Source organism: Streptomyces sp. FIT100, assembly GCF_024584805.1.
Lineage (GTDB): Bacteria > Actinomycetota > Actinomycetes > Streptomycetales > Streptomycetaceae > Streptomyces.
Genome location: NZ_CP075715.1, coordinates 5759935 through 5780191, shown reverse-complemented (window position 1 = coordinate 5780191; position 20257 = coordinate 5759935). Strand labels below are relative to the sequence as shown.

The following is a 20257-nucleotide window of genomic DNA, read 5'->3' as shown; positions in this document are numbered from 1 at the left end:
AGCCCTCCACACGCACCGTGTGCGCTCTGTACCGTCATGAGTATGAGTCCGACGGATGGAGCACGGATGCCTCGCCGAACGCTTGCAAGCCGCCGGCCCCTCGCCGCAAGGGGGGCACGCTGATGTTGGAAGAAGCCGAGGAGATCGGCCGCCGCGTCCGTCGCGCACGGCTCCGTCTCGGAATGCCGCAGGCAGACCTCGCCGTCGCCCTGGGAAAGTCTCAGGGGTGGGTGTCGAAGATGGAAAACGGCCTGATCGAGCTCGACCGCGTCGGCCTGCTCAACCAGGTTGCCGCCGAGCTGCACGTACACCCCAACGACCTGATCGGCCGTCCGTACAACAGCTCGCCGGACGAGAACCAATGGCAAGTAGCCGCGTCGTCCATCCTGCGCGAACTGCGCCGGTACGACCTCGCCCCAGTCTTTGAGGGCACCCCCCGGCCGTCGGGTCAACTTTGGCGGGAGACAACCCGACTTCACCGCCTGCGAGACACCGCGGCGAACGTGGCGATCATGCAGGTACTTCCCGACCTGTTCCGAGAAGCCCGCGCCCTCGCCGAGGTGTCCACCGGCCACGAGCGCGAGGAAGCGTTCACCATCTACGCCGTGTGCTGCAAGTTTGCGCATACCGCCGCGCACGCACTCGGACATCCCGAGTTGGTCGCCATGTCCTGTGAACGGGCTGCCTGGTCGGCCCGCCTGTCTGGCGACTCCGTCATGCCGGCCGTGGCTGACTGGATGCGTGTCTGGGACATGTGGGCAACCGCGGATTGGGCGGACGCTGTCGCCCTTTCAGATCGGGCCATCGCCAGCGTCCAACAGGAATACGAACAGGGCGAGCCGCTCGCCGTGCGCGCGTGGGGATCTCTCCAGCTCCGCGCGGCCGTGTCCGCGGCACGGGGCAATCGCACGGCAGAGGCCGAGGACCGCATCGGACACGCAAAGGCAGCCGCCGACCGGTTGGGCGAGTACGCCGGCCCCCCGATCTACGACCGGCATTCACTCACGTTCTCACCCGGCAACGTCCAGATCCACGCAATCAGCGTCGCACTGGAGATGCGCGAGCAGCGCAAGGCGCTGTCCATAAACCGACGCACGCCGCGGGGCCTGGTCGCCGCACTCCCCAACTCCCGGCAAGGGCACCATCACATGGACCTCGCCCGGGCGTGGCTGTGGGACGGAAACCGCGACAAGGCGTTGAAGGAACTGGAAACAGCTGAGCGCATCGCGCCGCAGCTCATCCGCAACCACCCGATCGCCCGGTCAACCCTGCGCAGCATCGTCTACGCCGAACGAGCAGCCACCCGCGAGAAGCTGCGCCGCATGTCAGACCGCTTTCACCTCGACGGATGAGGGTGATATTCCTCCGGTTCATATTGGGCCTGTAGCTCGCTCCTAGCTTCGGGGTATGGCCGAACAGACCTCGAAGCAACTCCCCACACGTGGCGTCGAGTTAGGCGCAGGCACCCCGTTTCACCCGCGACTTGGCGACCTCGCCCTCGACCTCGCCAAGGGCGGGCAGATCGGGGTCGTGGTCGACCTGCCGAGCGACAGCGCGAAGTCGTACCACCTGCGCTTGCCCGGAGGCGGGGGTGACTGGCGCGCGAGAGCCGACGGAACCACGCTGCGCCCGGTGGTCGTACCGATCACCCACGTAACCCCGCAAAAGCGGGATGTGATCTACGACCACCGGGCGCATCAGGCCGCGCTACGGGTCACGGTCCACCATGAGGACGGGGGCACCTCCGAGTCGGTGCTCATCCTCACTCCGGCGCAAGTCGAGCTGTATCACGTGCAATTCGAACAGCTCATCAAGCGCCGGGAGAAGGCCCAGGAGCACGGGCGGTGAGCGCCGGCGTCTTGACGTACCGCCCGCCAGTCCCCGCGCGCCCGCTCAGGCACGCCGCCGTCGCCTTCCGCTGTGAGGTGACGGCCTACGACCTGAGCGGCTCCCGCGAGGTCATCCTCGCGTACTACCGGGCCGCGTCCCCCCGCCTCGCCGCACGATGGATGCGCGCCGAGGCGCAGCGCCTCGCCCGCCTGCTCGCCCCAGAGCCGAACACGCCGCACCTTGAGTCGGTCCTGCTCGTTGCCGCGGGCCCCGACTGCCCGCGGCCCGACGACGACCTGCTCGCATGGGCCAGCAGCGACGAGCGATACGAGCACGCCCTGCGCGTCCTCGCCTCCGGTCACACCTACCTGCTCAATGTCACGGACTACGACGCCCGATACTCCGTGCGCACCTACGCCCTGCCAACCCGCAGCAGGCCGTTACAGTCCCCCGCTCCCGCCGGGTGTTCCCCCTATGCCCCGGCGGGGGCGGGACGTCATCGCAAGCCGCGCCGGTGGCGCTTCGGCCGATGAACCCCGCCCCCGCGTCGACGACGGCTCCCCCGGGTGCGGGGGCGGTGCACCACCTGTCCAGAACCACCGCCCCAACCAAGGGAAGTGAGTCCATGGAGCAGTTCGAGCGCGCCCGCCTCGACTCGTATTTCGCGCGCATCGCCGACCAGTTCGCCCCGGCCGAGCGGCCGTCATCCTTCCTGATCACGCACCTTCTGCCCGAACGCCCCTCGTTCGTAGGGGCCGTGGGCAAGACCAGCAGCCTGCGGGCCGTCCTGCCCAAGCCGAAGTCCATCGACGCCGCGGCCCGCCGCGCGGTCGAGAAGACAACCCCGTGCGAAACCCTGTCGCGGGAGATGTTCGAGGACCCCGACACCGCCGTCGAGTACATCGAGTCACGCGCCGCCGGCGAGGCCGTCGTGCTGCTCGACGTGGGCGGCTACTTCGCCCCCTCGCTCGACGCCATCTGCGATCAGTTCTCCGGCCGCATCCTGGGCGTCGTCGAGGACACGGAGAACGGGCACAAGCGCTACGCCGACCACGACAAACTGCCCTGCCCCGTCGTCTCCGTCGCGCGCTCCCCGCTCAAAGACCCCGAGGATTTCCTCGTTGGGCAGTCGGTCGTGTTCTCCACCGAGGCACTCATGCGCAGCCGCGGCGACATCCTGCACGGGCGTCCCGCACTCGTGATCGGATTCGGAAAGCTCGGGTCCAGCATCGCCCGCCTGCTGCACGCAAAGGGCGTACAGGTCACCGTGCACGACGTCGACCCCGTACGGCGCACACAGGCACTCTCGCAGGGCTTCACAGTGGCCCGCGACCGCGACGTCGCCCTGCACGGCGCCGGCCTGGTCCTGTGCGCCACCGGGGCCGTGTCTCTCCGCGGCGAGGACTTCGCCACGCTGCGGAACGGCGCCTACGTGGCCACGGTCACCAGCAGCGAAGACGAACTCGACCTCGCCGGCCTGCCCGACGTCTATCAGCGCACGCCCAACGGCGAGCACGTCACCCGCTACGCGACGACCGGCCACTACTTCTACCTGCTCAACCGCGGCAACGCCGTCAACTTCCTGCACGGCGCCAGCGTGGGACCGTTCATCTTCCTCGTGCAGGCCGAGATACTCGCCGGAATCCGGATGCTCACCCGCGGCGACCTCGGACGCGGTATGCACGAGGTGGACGCCGCCGAGCGGAAGACCATCGCGGCAACGTGGCTCAACTACTTCAACCGCTAGGAGACAGGACCCCATGCCGATCACGGCACAGCATGTGCGCGAGACCGTCGACGCCTACCTCGCCGAGCACCTCGACGAAAAGGACAGCCTGTCCGCACTCGTCGCGACCCTCGACCAGGCCGGCGACACGATCGCCTCGCGCAAGGAGTTCCGCGGACACGTCACCGCCGGGGCCGCCCTGCTCCGCCCCGACGGGCGCGTGCTGACCATCGAACACAGGGCCCTGCGTAAGTGGTTGCTGCCCGGTGGCCACGTCGAGGAGAGCGACTCAACCCTTGTCGATGCAGCCCTGCGTGAGCTGGCTGAAGAGACGGGCATCAGCCCCGACCAGGTCGAGCCCGACAGCGGCCTGCCCCTTCACGTCGACGTGCACGCCATCCCGGCCAACGATGTCAAGGGCGAGCCGGAACACATGCACTTCGACTTCCGGTACCTGTTCCGCACCACGGCCGACATGGTCGAGCTGCAAGAGGAAGAGGTCACGGCATATTCGTGGCAGTTCGCCGACATGCTGACGGCCGAGCCGCTGCGCTCCCGCGTGATGGCCGCCGCCCGTATGTAGGACCCCCTGCACGAAGACGGCCCCGCCCCCCCAGAGGGGCTCCGGGGCCGTCGGCGTACTCCGCGGCCCCCAGGCTACTAGCAGGCCGCAAAAGCGCCCTACAGGGCCGCGAGGGAGTCGCACTAGCGGCCGTTCCGGCCCACCTGTCTTACACGTGCTGTGATCTCCGAAAGTTCCTCTTGCCCGTGAGCGTTGATGCCGGATCCCACTCCGAAACACTCCGACCCTCTACTCCTCGCAGTTGAATCCCACATCGAGGTTAGGGACCACATTGTCGATCCTCTGGATGGTGATCGCGTTGTTGGCTGCGCTGCGGGTGGCAGTGCCGACTTCTGCTTCAGTGCAGCCGGTGAATGGTTCGCCGCTCAGGAGGCCAGCGGAGCCGGTTTCGAGGACCGTGCCGTTGGGTCCGGTGTAATCGCGTCGTTCGTCGGCCACGACGGTGGCCACGGGGTTGTTATTGCCGTCCCAGAAGGTCCACGTATCGTGGGTGTTGCTGGTGGCGGTCAAGGCGGTGGAGGAGCCGGTGCCTTCCATTTCGACCGTGGCTCTGCGGATGTCGGACTGCAGCGGCGTCTGGCACGACCCCGAAGCGCTACCGGTGGCGTTGCCGTCGCTGTCAATGCGCATCTCGAACTCGTTCAGGCTGCAGACGTGGACCTGGGGCTGGGCGGAGGCCGACGGCGCGGCGACCAGCGCGGCACCGAGGGTGAGGACAGCCAGTGCTGCGGCCGGTCCACGGACTGATCGGGAGCGGGCAAATTGCATGATGATTCCCTTCGCCTCCGATCCGCCTACTCCTACCAGGGACACCGGCGGGCCGGAGGGACGTCGTGGTGCGGTGGATGTGTACGGACCTGTTGCCCCCCGGCGGGTGCGACAGGGCAATGGCCTACGTGTAGGACTCGCGAAATGTGCGCGCCGACTGTTTCAGTCGGCACTTTCCAACAGTCAGGCCAGAAAGGCCGGTTGGCAATAAGCCATCCAACGGCTACCCCGTGAACGTGTTGAATACCGCCCGTACGCGGAAGATAAAACCGCGCCTTCTATGGCACAGCCCGAACCAATCCCTACCCGAAGGAATGATGTAAACGATCCAGTTGTTTTGGACCGAGCCAGGAGGTAAAGGCTGTCCCGTAAGTGCTGGTCACAGGTGAGATGATCTTGCTGGGTCTGGTGTGATCACGATGTCGGAGCCGTCCTGGATAGCCCCGCTCACCAGGCTGAGCCCAAGTCAGTTCAGCAAGCCGATCACCGCGTTGCGGCGTGAGAGTGCCGACCCGGTGCGCAAGGGTCGGCCGTGGCGCCTGCCGCTGGAGGACCGCGTGCTGCTGGTCGCCGCGTACTGACGGACGAACCTCACCCTGCGCCAGCTGGCTGCCGTTCGGGGTGTCACACTCCACCCACAGCCAGCCGTCGCCATGATGCCCAGTGGGGCGGCACGACTATGGCAGCCCCAAGTCCTCAGACAGGGACTGGGGCCGCCAAGCTTCCGGACTAGCCACTTGTTTTACAGGCTCCGTCTAGGAACAACACCCCGCGGTGTGCCAGAGACACCGCTCCCGGCCTCGGCAGGCCCTGACCGCCGCCGACGAGGGACTGCATCGTCGCCGAGTGGTGGGGCGCGCAGTACGGCGGCGTGCGCACCAGGGGCTCACCCGGCGGCAGGATGCCCGCGACCGAGTGGACTCCGGTGACTTCGAGGGACTCCCGCCGGGTCAGCGGCGGCAGCAACCCTGGCAGCCGCTCGGCCAGCATGGTCTTGCCCGCGCCCGGCGGGCCCTGGAGCAGCAGATGGTGGGCTCCGGCCGCGGCGACCTCCAGGGCCGTGCGGGCGGCGTGCTGCCCCGCCACGTCCGCAAGGTCCGCGAAGGAGCCCCGTCCGGCGTCCGCCGTCCCGCTCGCCGCCAGTCCCGTGCCGACCCCGGCGCCGGGCACCATCAGCCCGGCGAGCATGGCATCCGGCCGGCCCTCGCCGTCCGGCTCCTCCTGCGGCACCGGCTCGTCGTTGAGCACCGCGATCAGCTGGCGCAGGCTGCGCACTCCGAGGACGGAAACCCCGGGCACCAGCGATGCCTCCCCTGCCGTCTGCTCGGGGACGACCACCTGCCGGTATCCCGCCTCGGCGGCCGCCAGCACTGCGGGGAGCACGCCGCGCACCGGCCGCACCCTGCCGTCGAGCCCCAGCTCGCCGACGAGCACCAGATCGGCGATCGCCCTCGGGTCGATGCGCTCGGCCGCGCCGAGGACGGCGCAGGCGACGGCCAGGTCGAAGCCGCTGCCGCCTTTGGGCACCGACGCCGGGCTGAGGCCCACCGTGAGCTTCTTCTGCGGCCAGTCGGACTCGGAGTTGACCACGGCAGCCCTGACCCGGTCCCGGCTCTCCACCAGGCTCTTGTCGGGGAGCCCGACGAGAGTGAAGGCCGCCACCCCCGGCTCCAGGTCGGCCTGGACCTCGACCACCACGCCTTCGACGCCGACCAGCGCCACGGAGCACGTGCGCGCGAAACCCATCAGGCCACCCCCCGCACGTGCTCCACGACAGCGGCACCCCTGCGGGGCAGCACCACACCGACGAGGTCGATACGCACCCCGCCCGGCGGCGGCCCGCCATGGCGGTCGAGCCAGCAAGCGGCGAGCCGTCTCAGGCGCTCGGCCTTCGCGGGTGTGACCGCGGCCATCGGATGCTCGAACGCCGCCGCCGATCCCGGCGGAGCGCCTCTGCGGGTCTTCACCTCACAGATGACCGCCACATCGCCGTCACGGGCGACGATGTCGATCTCGCCCACCCGTCCACATCGCCAGTTCCGCGCCAGCACGGCCATCCCGGCCTCACTGAGCCTGCGTGCCGCCAGCTCCTCGCCGTACCGCCCCAGTGCCCGCGTCGCGTTCATCTCGGCACCACCTCCGGCACCGACTCTGACGCGTCACACCCCAGCTTGTGGATCTTGGTGGACAACCCGTCCGTTGTGGATAACTCAGCCACCCGGAAGTTCGAGATCGCTCTTGTTCAGCTCCTCAATGTTCACGTCCTTGAACGTGAGCACGCGGACCTGCTTGACGAACCTGGCCGGCCTGTACATGTCCCAGACCCACGCGTCCGCCATTGAGACCTCGAAGAAAACCTCACCCTGGACCGAGTGCACCTGCATCTCGTAGTCGTTGGTGAGGTAGAAGCGACGCTCAGTCTCGATCACGTATTTGAACAGACCGACGACGTCGCGGTACTCCCGGTAGAGCTTCAGCTCCATCTCGGTCTCGTACTTCTCGAGGTCCTCGGCGCTCATGGCATGTTCCCCTTCAGCCGTGCGTCCCCCTATTGTGCGCCAGCCTGCGGGGCCCTCAGGCGATTTCCGGGGCCAGGACCACCGGCACACTCGGCGGACCCTCGTCGAGCAGCGTGCGCAGCAGCTCGGCGAGTCTGGTCGGATACACCGTCTCACGCGCCGCCGACAGTTCCGCGGAGGTCCACCACCTCAGCCCCGCGACACTGCGCTGCTCGAGCCCGGTGAGCCCGGTGAGGCTCGTCGCCGTCTGCTTCGTACGGGCCAGGAAGTACCACTCGTCCTGGTCCCAGCGCCGGCCGTCGAAGGGGAAGGAGCAGACGCGCTGCCAGATCACCGGCCCCAGATCCACATCGGTGATCCCGGTCTCCTCTGCGACCTCGCGCAGCGCCGCCTCCTCGCGGGTCTCGCCGCCTTCGACGCCGCCGCCCGGCGTGAACCACCACGCATCCGCCGGATCGTCCGGCTCGAACCCGTGGATGAGCAGAATGCGGTCGTCCGGATCGAGCAGGATCACCCGCGCCACCGGCCTCAGTCGCGCGCCTTCGAGCCCTCGCCCGTCCGGTTCGGACGGCTCAGATGATCCAGACGGTCCAGGTCCCGGTCCAGATCCAAGTCCCGGTCCAGATCCAAGTCCCGGTCCAGATCCAAGTCCCGGTCCAGATCCAAGTCCCGGTCCCGGTCCCGGTCCTGGTCCCGGCTGAGGTCCAGGTCCAGGTTCAGACACCGGCCGTCACCCTGCCCCGGACTTCCGATGCCCTGCGCCTGCCGAAGACCCGGGCGACAGGCCCGTACGCCGCGCCGCCCAGGATCAGCACGGCACCCAGCACCACCGACCCGACGACCAGCTTCACCGGCCCCGGCTGCGACACCCCGCCGGGCAGTTCCGCGAAGCCCTCCGGCCGCTCGACGAGGCCGCCCAGCGGCCATGCCACGGCATCCACCCTGGCCTTTACGGCGGTCCGGGGCACCGACCCCTGCCCGGGGTCCTGCAGATGGACGCGGGAGTCCTGGGAGCCCATGCGCTCGTCGCCGAGGAGGAACAGCTTCCCCTTGGGCACGTTCGCCGTGAACGACTGCGGCGAGGCCGGCCCGTCGCCGCGCAGATAGGGTTCCTCAAGCGGCTTGCCGTTGACGGTCGTCCGACCGTCCGCGTCGCAGCACGCCACCTCGTCGCCGCCGACCGCGACGACCCGCTTCACCATCGGCATGTCGCCCCACACCGAGTCGGTGAAGACCACGACGTCGCCGCGCCGCACCTCGGAACCGTCGATGCGCTGCGCCAGTACCCGGTCGCCCGCCTGGACGGTGGGCGACATGGAGTCCGTCGGCACCGTGTAGGGCTGGTACTCGACCGCTCCCCAGACGAATCCTCCGAGGAAGAGCACACAGCCGACGGCCACGGCCAGCCCCGACAGCGCGCTGCCGAGACGGCCGTGGCCGTCCTGCGTACGTCCCGTTCCGCTCATCCCAGCGCTCCCACCTCGGAGACCGACATCGCTGATCCGAGCGGCACCCTACCCGCCGGTTGCCCGCGGGTCAGCCCTCAGCCGGTGCTCGCACCAGCCGTACCCGACGGCACGGTGGTCTGCGCGGCGGTCTGCACGGTGGTCTGGACGTTGGTCTGGGCCGCGGTCAGCCGCCTCCTGCGTACCAGCACGACCGGCACCGCGCCCGCGAGCCCCAGCGCACCCGGCGCGACCGCGGCGGCGGCCGAGGCCGCGGCGTTCAGCCCGGGCTGGTCGAAGGTGGCCGGCACGGGCAGCGTGGACCAGCGGCCGAGCGGCCAGGCGACCACCACGGCCCGCCCGACGACGTCGTCGACCGAGACGGTGCCGTTGCCGGGGAGCTCCTGGTGGTAGCGGGAGTCCAGCGAGTTCTGCCGGTTGTCGCCCATCACCCAGATCCGGCCTTCGGGCACCTTGATCGGACCGAACGGCTCGTCGTCGCACGGCGTGCTGCCGGGGTGGATGTACGACGACTCGTCGAGCTCCTTGCCGTTGACCTTGACCTTGCCGCCCTCCTTGCACTCGACGGTGTCGCCGCCGACCGCGATGACGCGCTTGATCAGGTCCTTCTCCTCGGCCGAGGGCATCAGGCCGATGAAGCTGAGGAACTGCTGCAGCGCGTTGGGCTCGGGGGTCAGGGCGCTTTCCAGCCAGCCGCCCGGGTCGTGGAAGACGACGACCTCGCCTCGCTCCGGCTCGGAGCCGAACCAGGGCGTCAGCTTGTCGACCAGCACCCGGTCGCCCCGCTGCAGCGTGTTCATCATCGAGTCCGAGGGGATCGAGAACGCCTGCACCAGGAAGGTCTTGATCAGCAGCGCGAGGATGAGGGCGATACCGATGAGCAGCGGCAGTTCCTTCCAGAACGACCGGTGCTTCCTCGACTCGCTGCCGCCGTCCGGCCCGTCGCCGTCCGCGGCCTCGTCACCGTCGCCCGCACCGCCTCCGGAAGCTCCGCCGGCCGGGACGTCGTGGTCGCCGGGGCCACGGTCCGCACGGCCGGCGGGCCCGCCGGGACCCCCGGCAGCGCCACCCTCAGCGCCCCGGGAACCGCCACCGGGGCCGCCCGAACCGCCATGACCGGGGGAAGGCTTCGCGAGCCGCTCGGGCCGATCCTCCGGCTCGTCGTGTCCGGATCGTGCGCCGACCGCCAAATCCCCCACATCCACTCCTCACTCCGTGCGACCGCCCGCGCCGGAGACGGCGCAGGCCCACTACTCCCATAACGAGCGGGAGTTCCGCAGGGCTCGGGAGCAGGATCATGCCATTGGGATCCTGGGAGGACACACTATGCGACGGAGCATGTGCCGTGGACGCCCCGGCACGCGCATCCGGCACGGACGCGTAGGTCGCTCTCTGCTCCAGTTTGCTCCAGTGATCGAACGGCCACGCGATGAGGACCGCGCGTCCGACCACCTCCTCCAGCGAGACGGTGCCGCTGAACTCCTCGTCGAGGTGGAAGCGCGAGTCCGCCGAGTTGTCCCGGTGGTCACCCATCACGAAGAGCCGCCCCGAGGGGACGTTCACTTCGAACTTCCGTTCCGAGGGGGCGTTCCCGGGATGCAGGTAGGGCTCGTTCAGTGCCACGCCGTTGACCGTGACCTTGCCGTTCCGGTCGCAGCACTTGACGGTGTCGCCGCCGACCGCGACGACGCGCTTGATCAGGTCCTGCTCGTCCTCCGACGGCAGCAGTCCGATGAAGGTCAGCCCCTGCTTGACCTGCTTGATCCCGACGGGGTCGTCCGCCTTGGGCGCCTGTTCCTGCCGGAGCCAGCCGCCCGGGTCCTTGAAGACGACGACGTCACCGCGCGCCGGCTCGGAGCCGAACCACGGCGTCAGCTTGTCGACCAGCACCCGGTCGTCGATCCGGATCGTCTGTTCCATCGACCCCGACGGGATCACGAACGCCTGGACCAGGAAGGTCTTCAGGACCAGCGCGATCATCAGCGCCACGGTGATGAGGATGGGTATTTCCTTCACCGCGGACCGCTGTCGCCGCCGTTTCACCTTGCGCGCCAGCTTGCGCCGTTCCGCGCGGCCGGGGAGGGTCCGCTCGCCATTGGTGGGGCGGGTTCCGGTGGGCAGCCGGGTGTCGGCCCGGTGGCTGGCGTGCCGTCCGCGGTTACCCATGGGCGCCGCCGGGTGCGGGTACGGCGTCGAAGGCGGCGGCCGGCTCCAGCGCGGTCCAGCGGCCGAGCGGCCAGCCGATCCAGTCGGCCCTGCCGACCACCTTGTCGAGGGGCACCATGCCGCCGCCGGGCTCGCCGAGATGGTCGCGGGAGTCCCGGGACCTGCTGCGGTGGTCGCCGAGGACGAACAGCGAGTCACGGGGTACGACGATGTCGAAGGGGACACGGGACGGGGCGTCGCCGATGTGGACGTAGCTCTCGTCGACCGGTACGCCGTTCACCTCGAGCCTTCCCGTCCTGTCGCAACAGACGACCCGGTCGCCGCCGACACCGATGACGCGCTTCACGAAGTCGGTATCGGCCGGTTCTGCCAGGCCCACCGCCGCGCCCGCGCCCCGCACCAGGCCGGCGAGCGCGTTCTCCTCGGGCGCCTCCCGGAGGAACGAGCCGGTGCCGTCGAAGACGACCACGTCACCGCGGTGCGGCTCGGCCCCGAAGCGGTACGCCAGTTTGTTCACGAGCACCCGGTCGCCGACTTCCAGGGCCGGCTGCATCGAGGTGCTGGGGATCAGGAAGGGCTGCACCACGAAGTGGCTGACGACCAGCAGGAGGACACCGCAGCCGACGCCGAGCAGACCGGCCCGCCGCAGCGAAAAACGCGTGGAGCGCGACCCCTCCTCCTGTCGGGACCCTCGGGTCTCCGGTGAGGAGGAGCGGTCGCGCTCCACGTGCTGTGCTTCGGTGTCCATCGGGGCCAGATGGTATCCGGCCGCCGTATGAACCGCTTAAATCCAAAGCCCGGCGCGGATGTGAGCCGTGGCTCAGTTCTCGCGCTTCTCCTTGATCTTCGCGGCCTTGCCGCGCAGGTCGCGCAGGTAGTACAGCTTGGCGCGACGGACGTCACCGCGGGTGACGAGCTCGATCTTCTCGAAGATCGGGGAGTGCACGGGGAAGGTGCGCTCGACGCCGACGGAGAAGGAGACCTTGCGGACCGTGAAGGTCTCGCTGACGCCGGAGCCCTGGCGGCGGATGACGACACCCTTGAACTGCTGGATACGGGAGCGGTTGCCCTCGATGACGCGAACGTGGACGTTCACGGTGTCACCGGGACGGAAGGCGGGGACGTCGGTCCGCAGCGAGGCGGCGTTGACGACATCGAGCACGTGCGACATGTTCGTCTGCTTTCTTCGCCGATGCCACAGGTCATCAGCGGTATAGAAGAGATGAGATGGGGGCCGCGTCGTCGGAGCGAGCGTCGTGTCCCCCTGTGGCAGGGGCGCACGCCGGACGTACGGCAGCGGCCTATTCTTCCACGGCCTCCGGCCTGCGCCAAAATCGGCCGTCGGGTGACGGCGCCCAGCCCAGGATCGAGAGGATCTCACGGTCCTTCTTGTCGAAGGCCGAGGGATCGCAGCGCTCGATCAGATCGGGCCGGTTCTCGGCCGTACGGCGGAACGCCTCGTCCCGCCGCCAGCGGGCGATCTTCCCGTGGTGCCCGCTGAGCAGCACCTCCGGGATGCCGCGCCCGCGCCACTCCGGGGGCTTGGTGTAGACGGGCCCTTCCAGGAGGTTCGCCATCGCGCCGGGCGCGAAGGAGTCGTCGCGGTGCGATTCGGCGTTCCCGAGGACGCCCGGGAGCAGCCGCGCCACCGCCTCCGTGATGACGAGGACGGCCGCCTCGCCGCCGGCCAGGACGTAGTCCCCGATGGAGACCTCGTAGACCGGTATCCGGTGCGCGTACTCGTCCATGACGCGGCGGTCGATGCCCTCGTACCGGGCGGGGGTGAAGACCAGCCAGGGCCGCTCGGCGAGTTCGACGGCGAGTTCCTGGGTGAACGGCCGACCGCTGGGGGTGGGGACGACCATCACCGGGCCGCTCGCTCCGGCCTCGTAGCCGTCGGCGAGGGTCTGGTCGAGGGCGTCACCCCAGGGGCCGGTCATCATGACCATGCCGGGGCCGCCGCCGTACGGGGTGTCGTCGACGGTGCTGTGCCGGTCGTACGTCCACCGCCGCAGATCGTGGACGTGGACGTCGAGTACGCCGCGGGCCCGCGCCTTGCCGACGAGCGAGACGTTCAGCGGCTCCAGGTACTCGGGGAAGATCGTGACGACGTCGAGCCGCATCAGGCGCCTGCCCCGGATTCCTCGTCCCGGCCGGACGCGCTGTGCTCGTCGGCGACTTCGTCGGGGGCGGCGAGGTCGTCGATCAGCCCGGGCGGCGGGTCGACGACGGCCTTCTGCTCCTCCAGGTCGATGTCGGTGACGATCTTCTCCACGAACGGGATCATCACCTCGCCGCCGTCGGGCCGCTCCACGATGAGGAGGTCCTGCGAGGGGAGGTGCGAGATCTCGGTGATCCGGCCGATCTGCGTCCCGTCGGCGAGCACCACGTCCAGATCGATCAGCTGGTGGTCGTAGTACTCGTCGGACTCGTCCGGCCGCTCGTCCGGGTCCACGTCGGCGATGAGCAGGGTGTTCCGCAGCGCCTCGGCGGCGTTGCGGTCGCGTACGCCCTCGAAGCGCAGCAGCAGCCGCCCGCTGTGCACGCGGCCCGTCTCGATGGTCAGCGGTCCCGCGGAGGCCGGGTCGGTGGCGAGCACGGCTCCGGGCGCGAGCCTCAGCTCCGGCTCGTCGGTGCGTACCTCTACGGTGACCTCGCCCTTGATGCCGTGGGCACGGCCGACTCGTCCGACTACCAACTGCACGCTCAATGCTCCTGTCATACGACGACGGGCCGGGGAAGGCCGGTCGGCCTTCCCCGGCCCGTGCCGGTGTTTCGATCGAGTCAGTGGACCTGGTCCACGTCGACGAGGTCGACACGGATGCCACGGCCGCCGATGGCGCCCACCACGGTACGCAGGGCACGCGCGGTGCGACCGTTGCGGCCGATCACCTTGCCGAGGTCGTCGGGGTGCACCCGGACCTCCAGCACCCGCCCGCGACGCAGGTTGCGCGAGGCGACCTGCACATCGTCCGGGTTGTCGACGATGCCCTTCACGAGGTGCTCGAGAGCCTCCTCGAGCATGCTCAGGCCTCGGTCGACTCGGCGGGAGCAGCCGCCGACTCAGCAGCCTCGTCCGCCTTCTTCTCGGTCTTCTTCGACTTCTGGGTGATGGCCTCACCCTTCGTGTCGTCGCCCTCGAGCGTCTTGGCGAAGGCCTCGAAGGAAGCGCGCTTGTCTTCCTTCGTCTCCGGCTGGAGCAGCGCCTTCTCCGGGGCCGGCAGACCCTTGTGCTTCTGCCAGTCGCCGGTGAGCTTCAGGATGGCGAGGACGGGCTCGGTCGGCTGGGCGCCGACGGAGAGCCAGTACTGCGCGCGCTCCGAGTCGACCTCGATGCGCGACGGGTTGTACGTCGGGTGGTACAGCCCGATCTCCTCGATGGCCCGGCCGTCACGGCGGGTACGGGAGTCGGCGACGACGATGCGGTAGTGAGGCGAACGGATCTTGCCCAGACGCTTCAGCTTGATCTTGACTGCCACGGGAGTGGGTTCTCCTGGTTTTGACGTGGTTGGGCACAACGAGATGCCGCGTGGGGTTGCGGTACCCGATGGCCCGATGGACGCGTCAGCCGGAGGAGAGAGGGGTCCTGTGCGACTGTCGAGTGCAGCTTGCCATTGTGCCACACCGATTCCACCCGATCGGCAGGGAGGCCGGGACCGGTGACCGGCCGGGCCCGGACGGGGCTCCGGCCGGTCACGGGTGCGCGGGCGGGCGACGGCCTCCGCCGCGGACTCAGGCGAACACCCACGGACACCGGCGGACACCGGCGGTCTCAGCTCGCCGCGGCCACCGCTTCGGGGATACGGAACGGCTTTCCGCAGCCGCCGCAGACGATCGGCGCCTGGGCGAGGACCGATGGCACGACTCTGACATTGCGGCCGCAGTCGCAGACGGCCTTGACCCGGACGCCGCCGCCGGAGGAACCGTGCCGGGCGGCCGGGCCCCGGAAGCTCCGCTTGGTGTCGGCGGCCGTGGCGACCGTGTGCGCGGCGAGGGCGCGCTGGAGCCGCTCGATCGTCGGGCGGTACCGGCGCTTCGCCTCGGGATTGAGCGTGACCAGCGAGAAACCACTGCTCGGATGCGGCTCCTCGGGGTGGTCCAGGCCCATCTCCTCGGCGATCGCCAGGAACCGGCGGTTGTGGTAGCGGCCGGCGCGGGAGGTGTCACGGACTCCTCGGGCGGCGGCGATGCCGTGGACTGCCTCATGGAGCAGTCGCTCGAAGGAGAGCTCGTGGCCGCAGGCCGACGAGGACTCTCCGATCAGTGACTCTGGCGCGGCAAGATCCGGCAGCTCGGGGTGGTGCCGCTGAATGTCGGCCCACGCCTGTGCCAGCTCTGCGGCGAGGACAGGTGGTGTCGTGCTCACGTCGTGATAACGAGCCGGGCGGCCCTCGGGTTCCATTCCGGGGCATCCCAAATAATTTGCACGTACCCGTCAGTTGCCGTTGATGCGTCCTGACGAGGGCGGGTGCGCTGATCTGCGGAGAAGTCACACAGCTCACACCAAGCCGGTACGTAGTGGCGCGTACGCCCGGCGGGCACCGGCGGGGTCGGCCGGGCGTGCGCCGCGTACGCGCGCCGGCACGGGCGGGTGGCGCGGGTCAATAGGCGCGCGAGACGATCGCGAGCGTACCCGGCGCGTCGTCGGACTCCGGCACCGACCCGTCCTCCGCGACCAGGCACCGAACGGACACGGCCTGATCGGCGAGGAGCGCCTCGCCCTCGGGGCCGAGCACCGCCCACGGGATGCGCGCCCAGCCGCCGGCGACGGCGGCCTCGGCGGCCTCCTCGATCGTGGTCACATCGGCCGTGCGGGATTCCCGGCGCTCCCGGGACCGGCGCAGCAGCAGCGCCTGGTCCTCCTCCAGGATCGTGGGCAGCAGCGCGGCGAGCCCGTCGAGCGCGACGGGCTCCTTGCCCCCGGGGATGCGTCGGGCCAGCATCGCCGTGCCGTTCTCCAGGTCGCGCGGACCGATCTCGACCCGCAGCGGGACACCCTTGAGCTCCCAGTCGACGGCGCGGCGGCCGAAGGGGGTGTCCGTGCGGTCGTCGACCTGGACGCGGATGCCCGCGGCCCTGAGCCGCTCACCGGTCTCGCGCACCGCGGCGAGCACCGCGTCGTCGCCCTTGATGGCGAGGACGACGGCCTGGACGGGGGCGAGCCGGGGCGGGACGCGCAGTCCGTCGTCGTCGCCATGGGTCATGATCAGGCCGCCGACCATGCGGGTGGAGGAGCCCCACGAGGTCTGCCAGGCCAGCTCCTGCGTGCCGTCCTTCGACAGGTAGGTGGTGTTGAAGGCCTTGGAGAAGTTGGTGCCGAGCTCATGGCTCGTGCCCATCTGGAGGGCCTTGCCGTCGCCCATCATGCCTTCCAGCGTAAGGGTGTTGACGGCGCCCGCGAAGCGCTCCCGGGCCGTCTTGCGGCCCAGGACGACGTCCATGGCCAGGACGTTCACCATGAAGTCGGCGTAGACGTTGCGGTGGATGTGGGCGGCATACTCCCGGGCCTCCTCGTAGGTGGCGTGGGCGGTGTGGCCCTCCTGCCAGAGGAACTCGGTCGTACGGAGGAAGACCCGGGGGCGCAGCTCCCAGCGGACCACGTTCGCCCACTGGTTGATGAGCAGCGGCAGATCCCGGTAGCTCTGGATCCACTTGGCGAAGTAGTCGTTGATGATCGTCTCGGAGGTGGGGCGGACGACGACCGGCTCCTCCAGCTCCTTGCCGCCGCCGTGTGTGACGACGGCGAGCTCGGGGGCGAAGCCCTCGACGTGCTCGGCCTCCTTCGTCAGGTACGACTGCGGGATGAAGAGCGGGAAGTAGGCGTTGGACGCCCCGGCCTCCTTGATGCGGGCGTCCATCTCCTGCTGCATCCGTTCCCAGAGCCCGTAGCCGTACGGCCGGATGACCATCGTGCCGCGCACCGGGCCGTTGTCGGCGAGCTCGGCCTTGGTGATCAAGTCCTGGTACCAGCGGGGGAAGTCCTCGGCCTGCGGCGTGAGAACGGGTGCCTTTGCCATGGCGGGAATCGTACGGCTGCCGCACGCTTGATGAGGACTCGATTTCCCGGGCGCGGGGGCGCACGGCCCAGGGCGCGTCAGGCTTTGCGGCGCGACCTCTGGACGTACGGACGGATGCGCAGTTTTCTGGCATACGGAGGGGGTCCAGAGCGCATGTACACGGGGGGCTGTCCATCCGGGCACAGCTGACCTCTCGGCGGATTGGGGCGCTTCTCGATGACACCTACGCTCGTCCGGCACCACCCCCGCACGGCCTCCGCGCCCCCCGACCCGGCGGGCCGTGCCCGTGACTGGGCCGAGATCCAGGAGCGGATGCTGGTGCCCCTCTACGAGGCGGTGTACGAGCACCTGGAGGTCGATGCGGGCTCCCGGGTGCTGGGGCTCGGCTGCGGCTCCGGTCTGGCCCTGCTGATGGCCGCGGCGCGCGGGGCGAGCGTCACGGGCCTCGACACGGACGCCTCGCGGATCGAACTGGCGCGCGAACGGCTGCTGACACCGGAGCCCGACCGGGAGGCGCGTGCGCCGCAGGGGGCACGGCTGGTGGAGGGCGGCCCCGACGAGGCGGCCGAGCTCTCGCTCCCCCGGTTCGATGTGATCACGGTTTTTCAGCCGATCGGGTGTACGGCAGGCGACTCGGACGGGCTCGTGCCGACGCTGGAGGCAGTGGTTCCGCTCGCCGGGCGCGGCGCCGCGGTCGTCCTCGCGGGCTGGGGACCGCCGGAGCGCTGCGCCACCTCCGTGGTGCTGCGGGTCGCGAGCCGCCTCACGGAGCGGCTGCGCGGGGACGGCGGCTGGCGGCAGACCCGGCGGGACGACCTGGAGGACGTCGCCACCAGGGCGGGCCTCAAGCCGGACGGCTCGGGCCGGGTGGCCTGCCCCTTCGGCTACGCGGACCTGGAGAGCGCGGTACGGGGGCTGCTGTCGACGGGACTGTTCGACCCGGCGGTACGAGCGACGGACCAGGCGCAGGTGGAGAAGGAGATCACGGAGGCGCTGCACGGGTACGTGCGGGGTGACGGGACGGTGTGGATGCCGAACGTCTTCCGGTACGTGATCGCGCGTACGCGGTAGGGCCACCGACGGATTCGTTCCCGGGGCCGGGCCTCGGGAACACGTCCCCTCGCGGGCGGCGGTGGCCGGGGACCCCCACCCTGCCAGTGGCGGGCGGGCCTGACGGCGGTGGCCGGGCCGGTGGTGGCCGGGGCCCCGCCTCCATCGCCGGACGGGGTCAGTGCGCACCGTTGTTCTTCGTCAGGCGGGCGATCCCCGCCGCCCGGTACGCCGCTTCCTCGTCCAGCGTCTCGTGGACGAGCAGCGCCTCCGCGAGGGCGTCCAGGCGGTCGCGGTTGTCGCGGAGTTGGCGGCAGGCGCTCTCGTAGCACTCGTCGGCAATGCGGCGCATCTCGTGGTCGACGGCGTCGAGGGTCGCGGGCGCGGCCGACAGGCCGTACGGCTCCTGGCGGCCCTCGCCCGTGACGGCGGTGAAGCGGCCGACGCGTTCGCTCATGCCCCAGCGGCCGGCCATGCCCCGGACCAGGGCGGTGACCTGTTCGAGGTCGCTTTCCGAGCCGGTGGTGACGACCCCGAAGACGACGTGCTCGGCCGCCATACCGCCGAGCGCGCCGATGACCCGGCCGCGCAGGTACTCCTCCGTGAACGCGTACCGGTCGGCGTCCGGGGTGGAGAGCGTGACGCCCAGCGCACGCCCGCGCGGAACGATCGTGATCTTGCGGACGGGGTCGGCGCCCGGCTGGAGCATGCCGAGGAGCGCGTGGCCGCTCTCGTGGTACGCCGTCCTGCGGCGCTCCTCCTCGGGCATCACGAGCGGCCGCTCGGCGCCGAGCTGGACCTTCGCGAGGGCGTCGGAGAGATCGGCCTGGGTGACCTCGCGCTGCCGGCGCTTGACCGCGAGCAGCGCGGCCTCGTTGGCGAGGTTGGCCAGTTCGGCGCCGGTCATGCCCGGTGTCGTACGGGCCACTTGCGCGAGGTCGACGGTCTCGGCGAGCGGGATCTCCCGGGTGTGGATCCGCAGGATGGCTTCTCGGCCGCCCCGGTCGGGCGGGCTGACCTGCACGATCCGGTCGAAGCGGCCGGGCCGGGTGAGCGCGGGGTCGAGGACGTCGGCGCGGTTGGTGGCGGCGAGCACGACGACGCCCTCGGAGCCGGTGAAACCGTCCATCTCGGTCAGGATCTGGTTGAGGGTCTGCTCGCGCTCGTCGTGGCCGCCGATGCTCGCGCCGCCGCCGCGGATCCGGCCGATGGTGTCGATCTCGTCGATGAAGATGATCGCCGGGGCGACCTTGCGCGCCTCGGCGAAGAGCTCCCGTACCCGAGAGGCGCCCACACCGACGATCATCTCGATGAACTCCGAGGCGGACGCGGAGAAGAACGGCACCCCCGCCTCACCCGCCACGGCCCGCGCGAGCAGGGTCTTCCCCGTGCCAGGGGGACCCGAGAGAAGCACCCCGCCGGGCATCCGGGCGCCCATCTCGCGGTATGCCTGCGGGTTCTTGAGGAAGTCGACGACATCGTTGAGCTCGCCCGCGACCTCGTCGATCCCGGCCACGTCCTCGAAGGTGGTGCGCCCGCCGCGTACGAGCTCGACGGGCTTGGGCGGCGCCTTCCGGCCGAGCGGGCCGCCGCCCATCGCCCCTCCCATCCGGCGCGCGAGGAGGACCCAGAGCAGGACGAGCAGCGCGATCGGGGCGAGCGAGAACAGCAGGTTGGCCAGAAAACTGCGCTCGCTGACGACGGGCTCCGCCGTCACGGTGACGCCCTGCCGGGTGAGCTGCTGCCAGAGGTCGTCGTCGGCGAAGGCGGGCCGCTGGGTGGTGAACTTCCGGTAGTCCCCGCCGCCGTCCGGGACCGGCTGCTCGTTCTTCAGCTCGCCCTGGATGGCATCGCCCTTGGCGTAGATCTTGGTGACGTTCCCGGCCCCGACCTGCTTGCTGAACTCGGTGTACGAAATGGTCGGCTCTCCGCCGTCCGTGAAGTACGACAGCGCCAGGAAGGCGGCGAGGAAGACGACGAACGCCGAGACGGCCAGTCCGATCCAGCCACCGGGCATCTTGCGCTTCGGCGGCGGTGGCGGCGGGGCTCCCTCGGAGCGCCAGGGCTGGTCGGTGCGATCGCGCGGGGGTACGGGATTGGCCACGCTGCCCTCCTGCTCCCTGCTCCGCGAC

General features: G+C 70.0%; 22 protein-coding genes and 2 pseudogenes. 7 read left to right on the top strand and 17 right to left on the bottom strand.

Annotated features, from left to right (window positions below; genetic code table 11):
* Nucleotides 1–122: 122 nt before the first annotated feature.
* The 5 genes from KK483_RS26090 to KK483_RS26070 all read left to right on the top strand — a co-directional run bounded on the left by KK483_RS26090 (nt 123) and on the right by KK483_RS26070 (nt 4139).
* Complete coding sequence (locus tag KK483_RS26090; RefSeq protein ID WP_262007647.1) at nt 123–1352, top strand: helix-turn-helix domain-containing protein; 1230 nt, start codon at nt 123–125, stop codon at nt 1350–1352.
* A gap of 55 nt (nt 1353–1407) precedes the next feature.
* The gene (locus KK483_RS26085) at nt 1408–1848 is read left to right on the top strand and encodes a hypothetical protein (RefSeq protein ID WP_262007646.1); all 441 of its coding nucleotides are present in this window, start codon (nt 1408–1410) and stop codon (nt 1846–1848) included.
* The gene (locus tag KK483_RS26080) at nt 1845–2363 is read left to right on the top strand and encodes a hypothetical protein (RefSeq protein ID WP_262007645.1); all 519 of its coding nucleotides are present in this window, start codon (nt 1845–1847) and stop codon (nt 2361–2363) included. Before KK483_RS26085 ends, KK483_RS26080 begins: the two co-directional genes overlap by 4 nt.
* A gap of 92 nt (nt 2364–2455) precedes the next feature.
* Complete coding sequence (locus KK483_RS26075; protein ID WP_262007644.1) at nt 2456–3577, top strand: adenosylhomocysteinase; 1122 nt, start codon at nt 2456–2458, stop codon at nt 3575–3577.
* A gap of 13 nt (nt 3578–3590) precedes the next feature.
* Complete coding sequence (locus tag KK483_RS26070) at nt 3591–4139, top strand: NUDIX hydrolase (protein ID WP_262007643.1); 549 nt, start codon at nt 3591–3593, stop codon at nt 4137–4139.
* A 228-nt stretch (nt 4140–4367) separates the two neighbouring features.
* Here the strand turns inward: KK483_RS26070 and KK483_RS26065 are convergent, their stop codons facing one another.
* Nucleotides 4368–4907 carry a hypothetical protein gene (locus tag KK483_RS26065; protein WP_262007642.1) on the bottom strand — a complete coding sequence of 180 codons (540 nt, stop codon included), beginning with the start codon at nt 4905–4907 and terminating at the stop codon, nt 4368–4370.
* 419 nt (nt 4908–5326) lie between these two features.
* Here KK483_RS26065 and KK483_RS26060 point away from each other — a divergent pair.
* Nucleotides 5327–5569: pseudogene (locus KK483_RS26060) on the top strand (IS5/IS1182 family transposase); the annotation flags it as partial.
* 70 nt (nt 5570–5639) lie between these two features.
* Here KK483_RS26060 and KK483_RS26055 read toward each other — a convergent pair.
* The 15 genes and pseudogenes from KK483_RS26055 to proS all read right to left on the bottom strand — a co-directional run.
* Nucleotides 5640–6653, bottom strand: a pseudogene (locus tag KK483_RS26055) (YifB family Mg chelatase-like AAA ATPase); the annotation flags it as partial.
* Nucleotides 6653–7033, bottom strand: a complete 381-nt coding sequence (locus KK483_RS26050; RefSeq protein ID WP_262007641.1) for a YraN family protein — start codon at nt 7031–7033, stop codon at nt 6653–6655. The gene KK483_RS26050 and the pseudogene KK483_RS26055, both read right to left, overlap by 1 nt.
* Before the next feature lie 84 nt (nt 7034–7117).
* Nucleotides 7118–7426: a DUF2469 domain-containing protein gene (locus KK483_RS26045; RefSeq protein WP_003965949.1), complete on the bottom strand. Its 309-nt coding sequence runs from the start codon at nt 7424–7426 to the stop codon at nt 7118–7120.
* Nucleotides 7427–7481: 55 nt separating this feature from the next.
* Nucleotides 7482–7958 carry an NUDIX hydrolase gene (locus KK483_RS26040; protein ID WP_262009698.1) on the bottom strand — a complete coding sequence of 159 codons (477 nt, stop codon included), beginning with the start codon at nt 7956–7958 and terminating at the stop codon, nt 7482–7484.
* Nucleotides 7959–8142: 184 nt separating this feature from the next.
* Nucleotides 8143–8892 (bottom strand): signal peptidase I, encoded by a 750-nt coding sequence (lepB, locus tag KK483_RS26035; protein ID WP_262007640.1) that lies wholly within the window; start codon nt 8890–8892, stop codon nt 8143–8145.
* Nucleotides 8893–8969: 77 nt separating this feature from the next.
* Nucleotides 8970–10082: a signal peptidase I gene (lepB, locus tag KK483_RS26030; protein ID WP_262009697.1), complete on the bottom strand. Its 1113-nt coding sequence runs from the start codon at nt 10080–10082 to the stop codon at nt 8970–8972.
* Nucleotides 9964–10908 (bottom strand): signal peptidase I, encoded by a 945-nt coding sequence (gene lepB, locus KK483_RS26025; RefSeq protein WP_399014930.1) that lies wholly within the window; start codon nt 10906–10908, stop codon nt 9964–9966. Before lepB (KK483_RS26025) ends, lepB (KK483_RS26030) begins: the two co-directional genes overlap by 119 nt.
* Before the next feature lie 142 nt (nt 10909–11050).
* The gene (gene lepB, locus KK483_RS26020; RefSeq protein WP_262007638.1) at nt 11051–11806 is read right to left on the bottom strand and encodes a signal peptidase I; all 756 of its coding nucleotides are present in this window, start codon (nt 11804–11806) and stop codon (nt 11051–11053) included.
* 72 nt (nt 11807–11878) lie between these two features.
* On the bottom strand, nt 11879–12229 hold the full coding sequence (gene rplS, locus KK483_RS26015) for a 50S ribosomal protein L19 (protein ID WP_242330094.1): 351 nt from the start codon (nt 12227–12229) through the stop codon (nt 11879–11881).
* Nucleotides 12230–12359: 130 nt separating this feature from the next.
* On the bottom strand, nt 12360–13181 hold the full coding sequence (trmD, locus tag KK483_RS26010) for a tRNA (guanosine(37)-N1)-methyltransferase TrmD (RefSeq protein ID WP_262007637.1): 822 nt from the start codon (nt 13179–13181) through the stop codon (nt 12360–12362).
* The gene (gene rimM / locus KK483_RS26005; protein ID WP_262007636.1) at nt 13181–13762 is read right to left on the bottom strand and encodes a ribosome maturation factor RimM; all 582 of its coding nucleotides are present in this window, start codon (nt 13760–13762) and stop codon (nt 13181–13183) included. The genes trmD and rimM overlap by 1 nt, the downstream gene beginning before the upstream one ends.
* A gap of 80 nt (nt 13763–13842) precedes the next feature.
* Nucleotides 13843–14082, bottom strand: coding sequence for an RNA-binding protein (locus tag KK483_RS26000; RefSeq protein WP_018850017.1), 240 nt, complete (start codon nt 14080–14082; stop codon nt 13843–13845).
* A 2-nt stretch (nt 14083–14084) separates the two neighbouring features.
* Nucleotides 14085–14537 carry a 30S ribosomal protein S16 gene (gene rpsP, locus KK483_RS25995; protein WP_262007635.1) on the bottom strand — a complete coding sequence of 151 codons (453 nt, stop codon included), beginning with the start codon at nt 14535–14537 and terminating at the stop codon, nt 14085–14087.
* Between the two features lie 293 nt (nt 14538–14830).
* Nucleotides 14831–15460, bottom strand: a complete 630-nt coding sequence (locus KK483_RS25990; RefSeq protein WP_262007634.1) for a hypothetical protein — start codon at nt 15458–15460, stop codon at nt 14831–14833.
* A gap of 199 nt (nt 15461–15659) precedes the next feature.
* Entirely contained in the window at nt 15660–17075 is a 1416-nt protein-coding gene (proS, locus tag KK483_RS25985; RefSeq protein WP_262007633.1) for a proline--tRNA ligase, read from the bottom strand.
* A 216-nt stretch (nt 17076–17291) separates the two neighbouring features.
* Between proS and KK483_RS25980 the strand changes: the two genes are divergently transcribed.
* The gene (locus tag KK483_RS25980; RefSeq protein WP_262007632.1) at nt 17292–18146 is read left to right on the top strand and encodes a class I SAM-dependent methyltransferase; all 855 of its coding nucleotides are present in this window, start codon (nt 17292–17294) and stop codon (nt 18144–18146) included.
* Between the two features lie 157 nt (nt 18147–18303).
* Here KK483_RS25980 and ftsH read toward each other — a convergent pair whose 3' ends face one another.
* Nucleotides 18304–20229, bottom strand: a complete 1926-nt coding sequence (ftsH, locus tag KK483_RS25975) for an ATP-dependent zinc metalloprotease FtsH (RefSeq protein WP_262007631.1) — start codon at nt 20227–20229, stop codon at nt 18304–18306.
* Nucleotides 20230–20257: the final 28 nt, after the last annotated feature.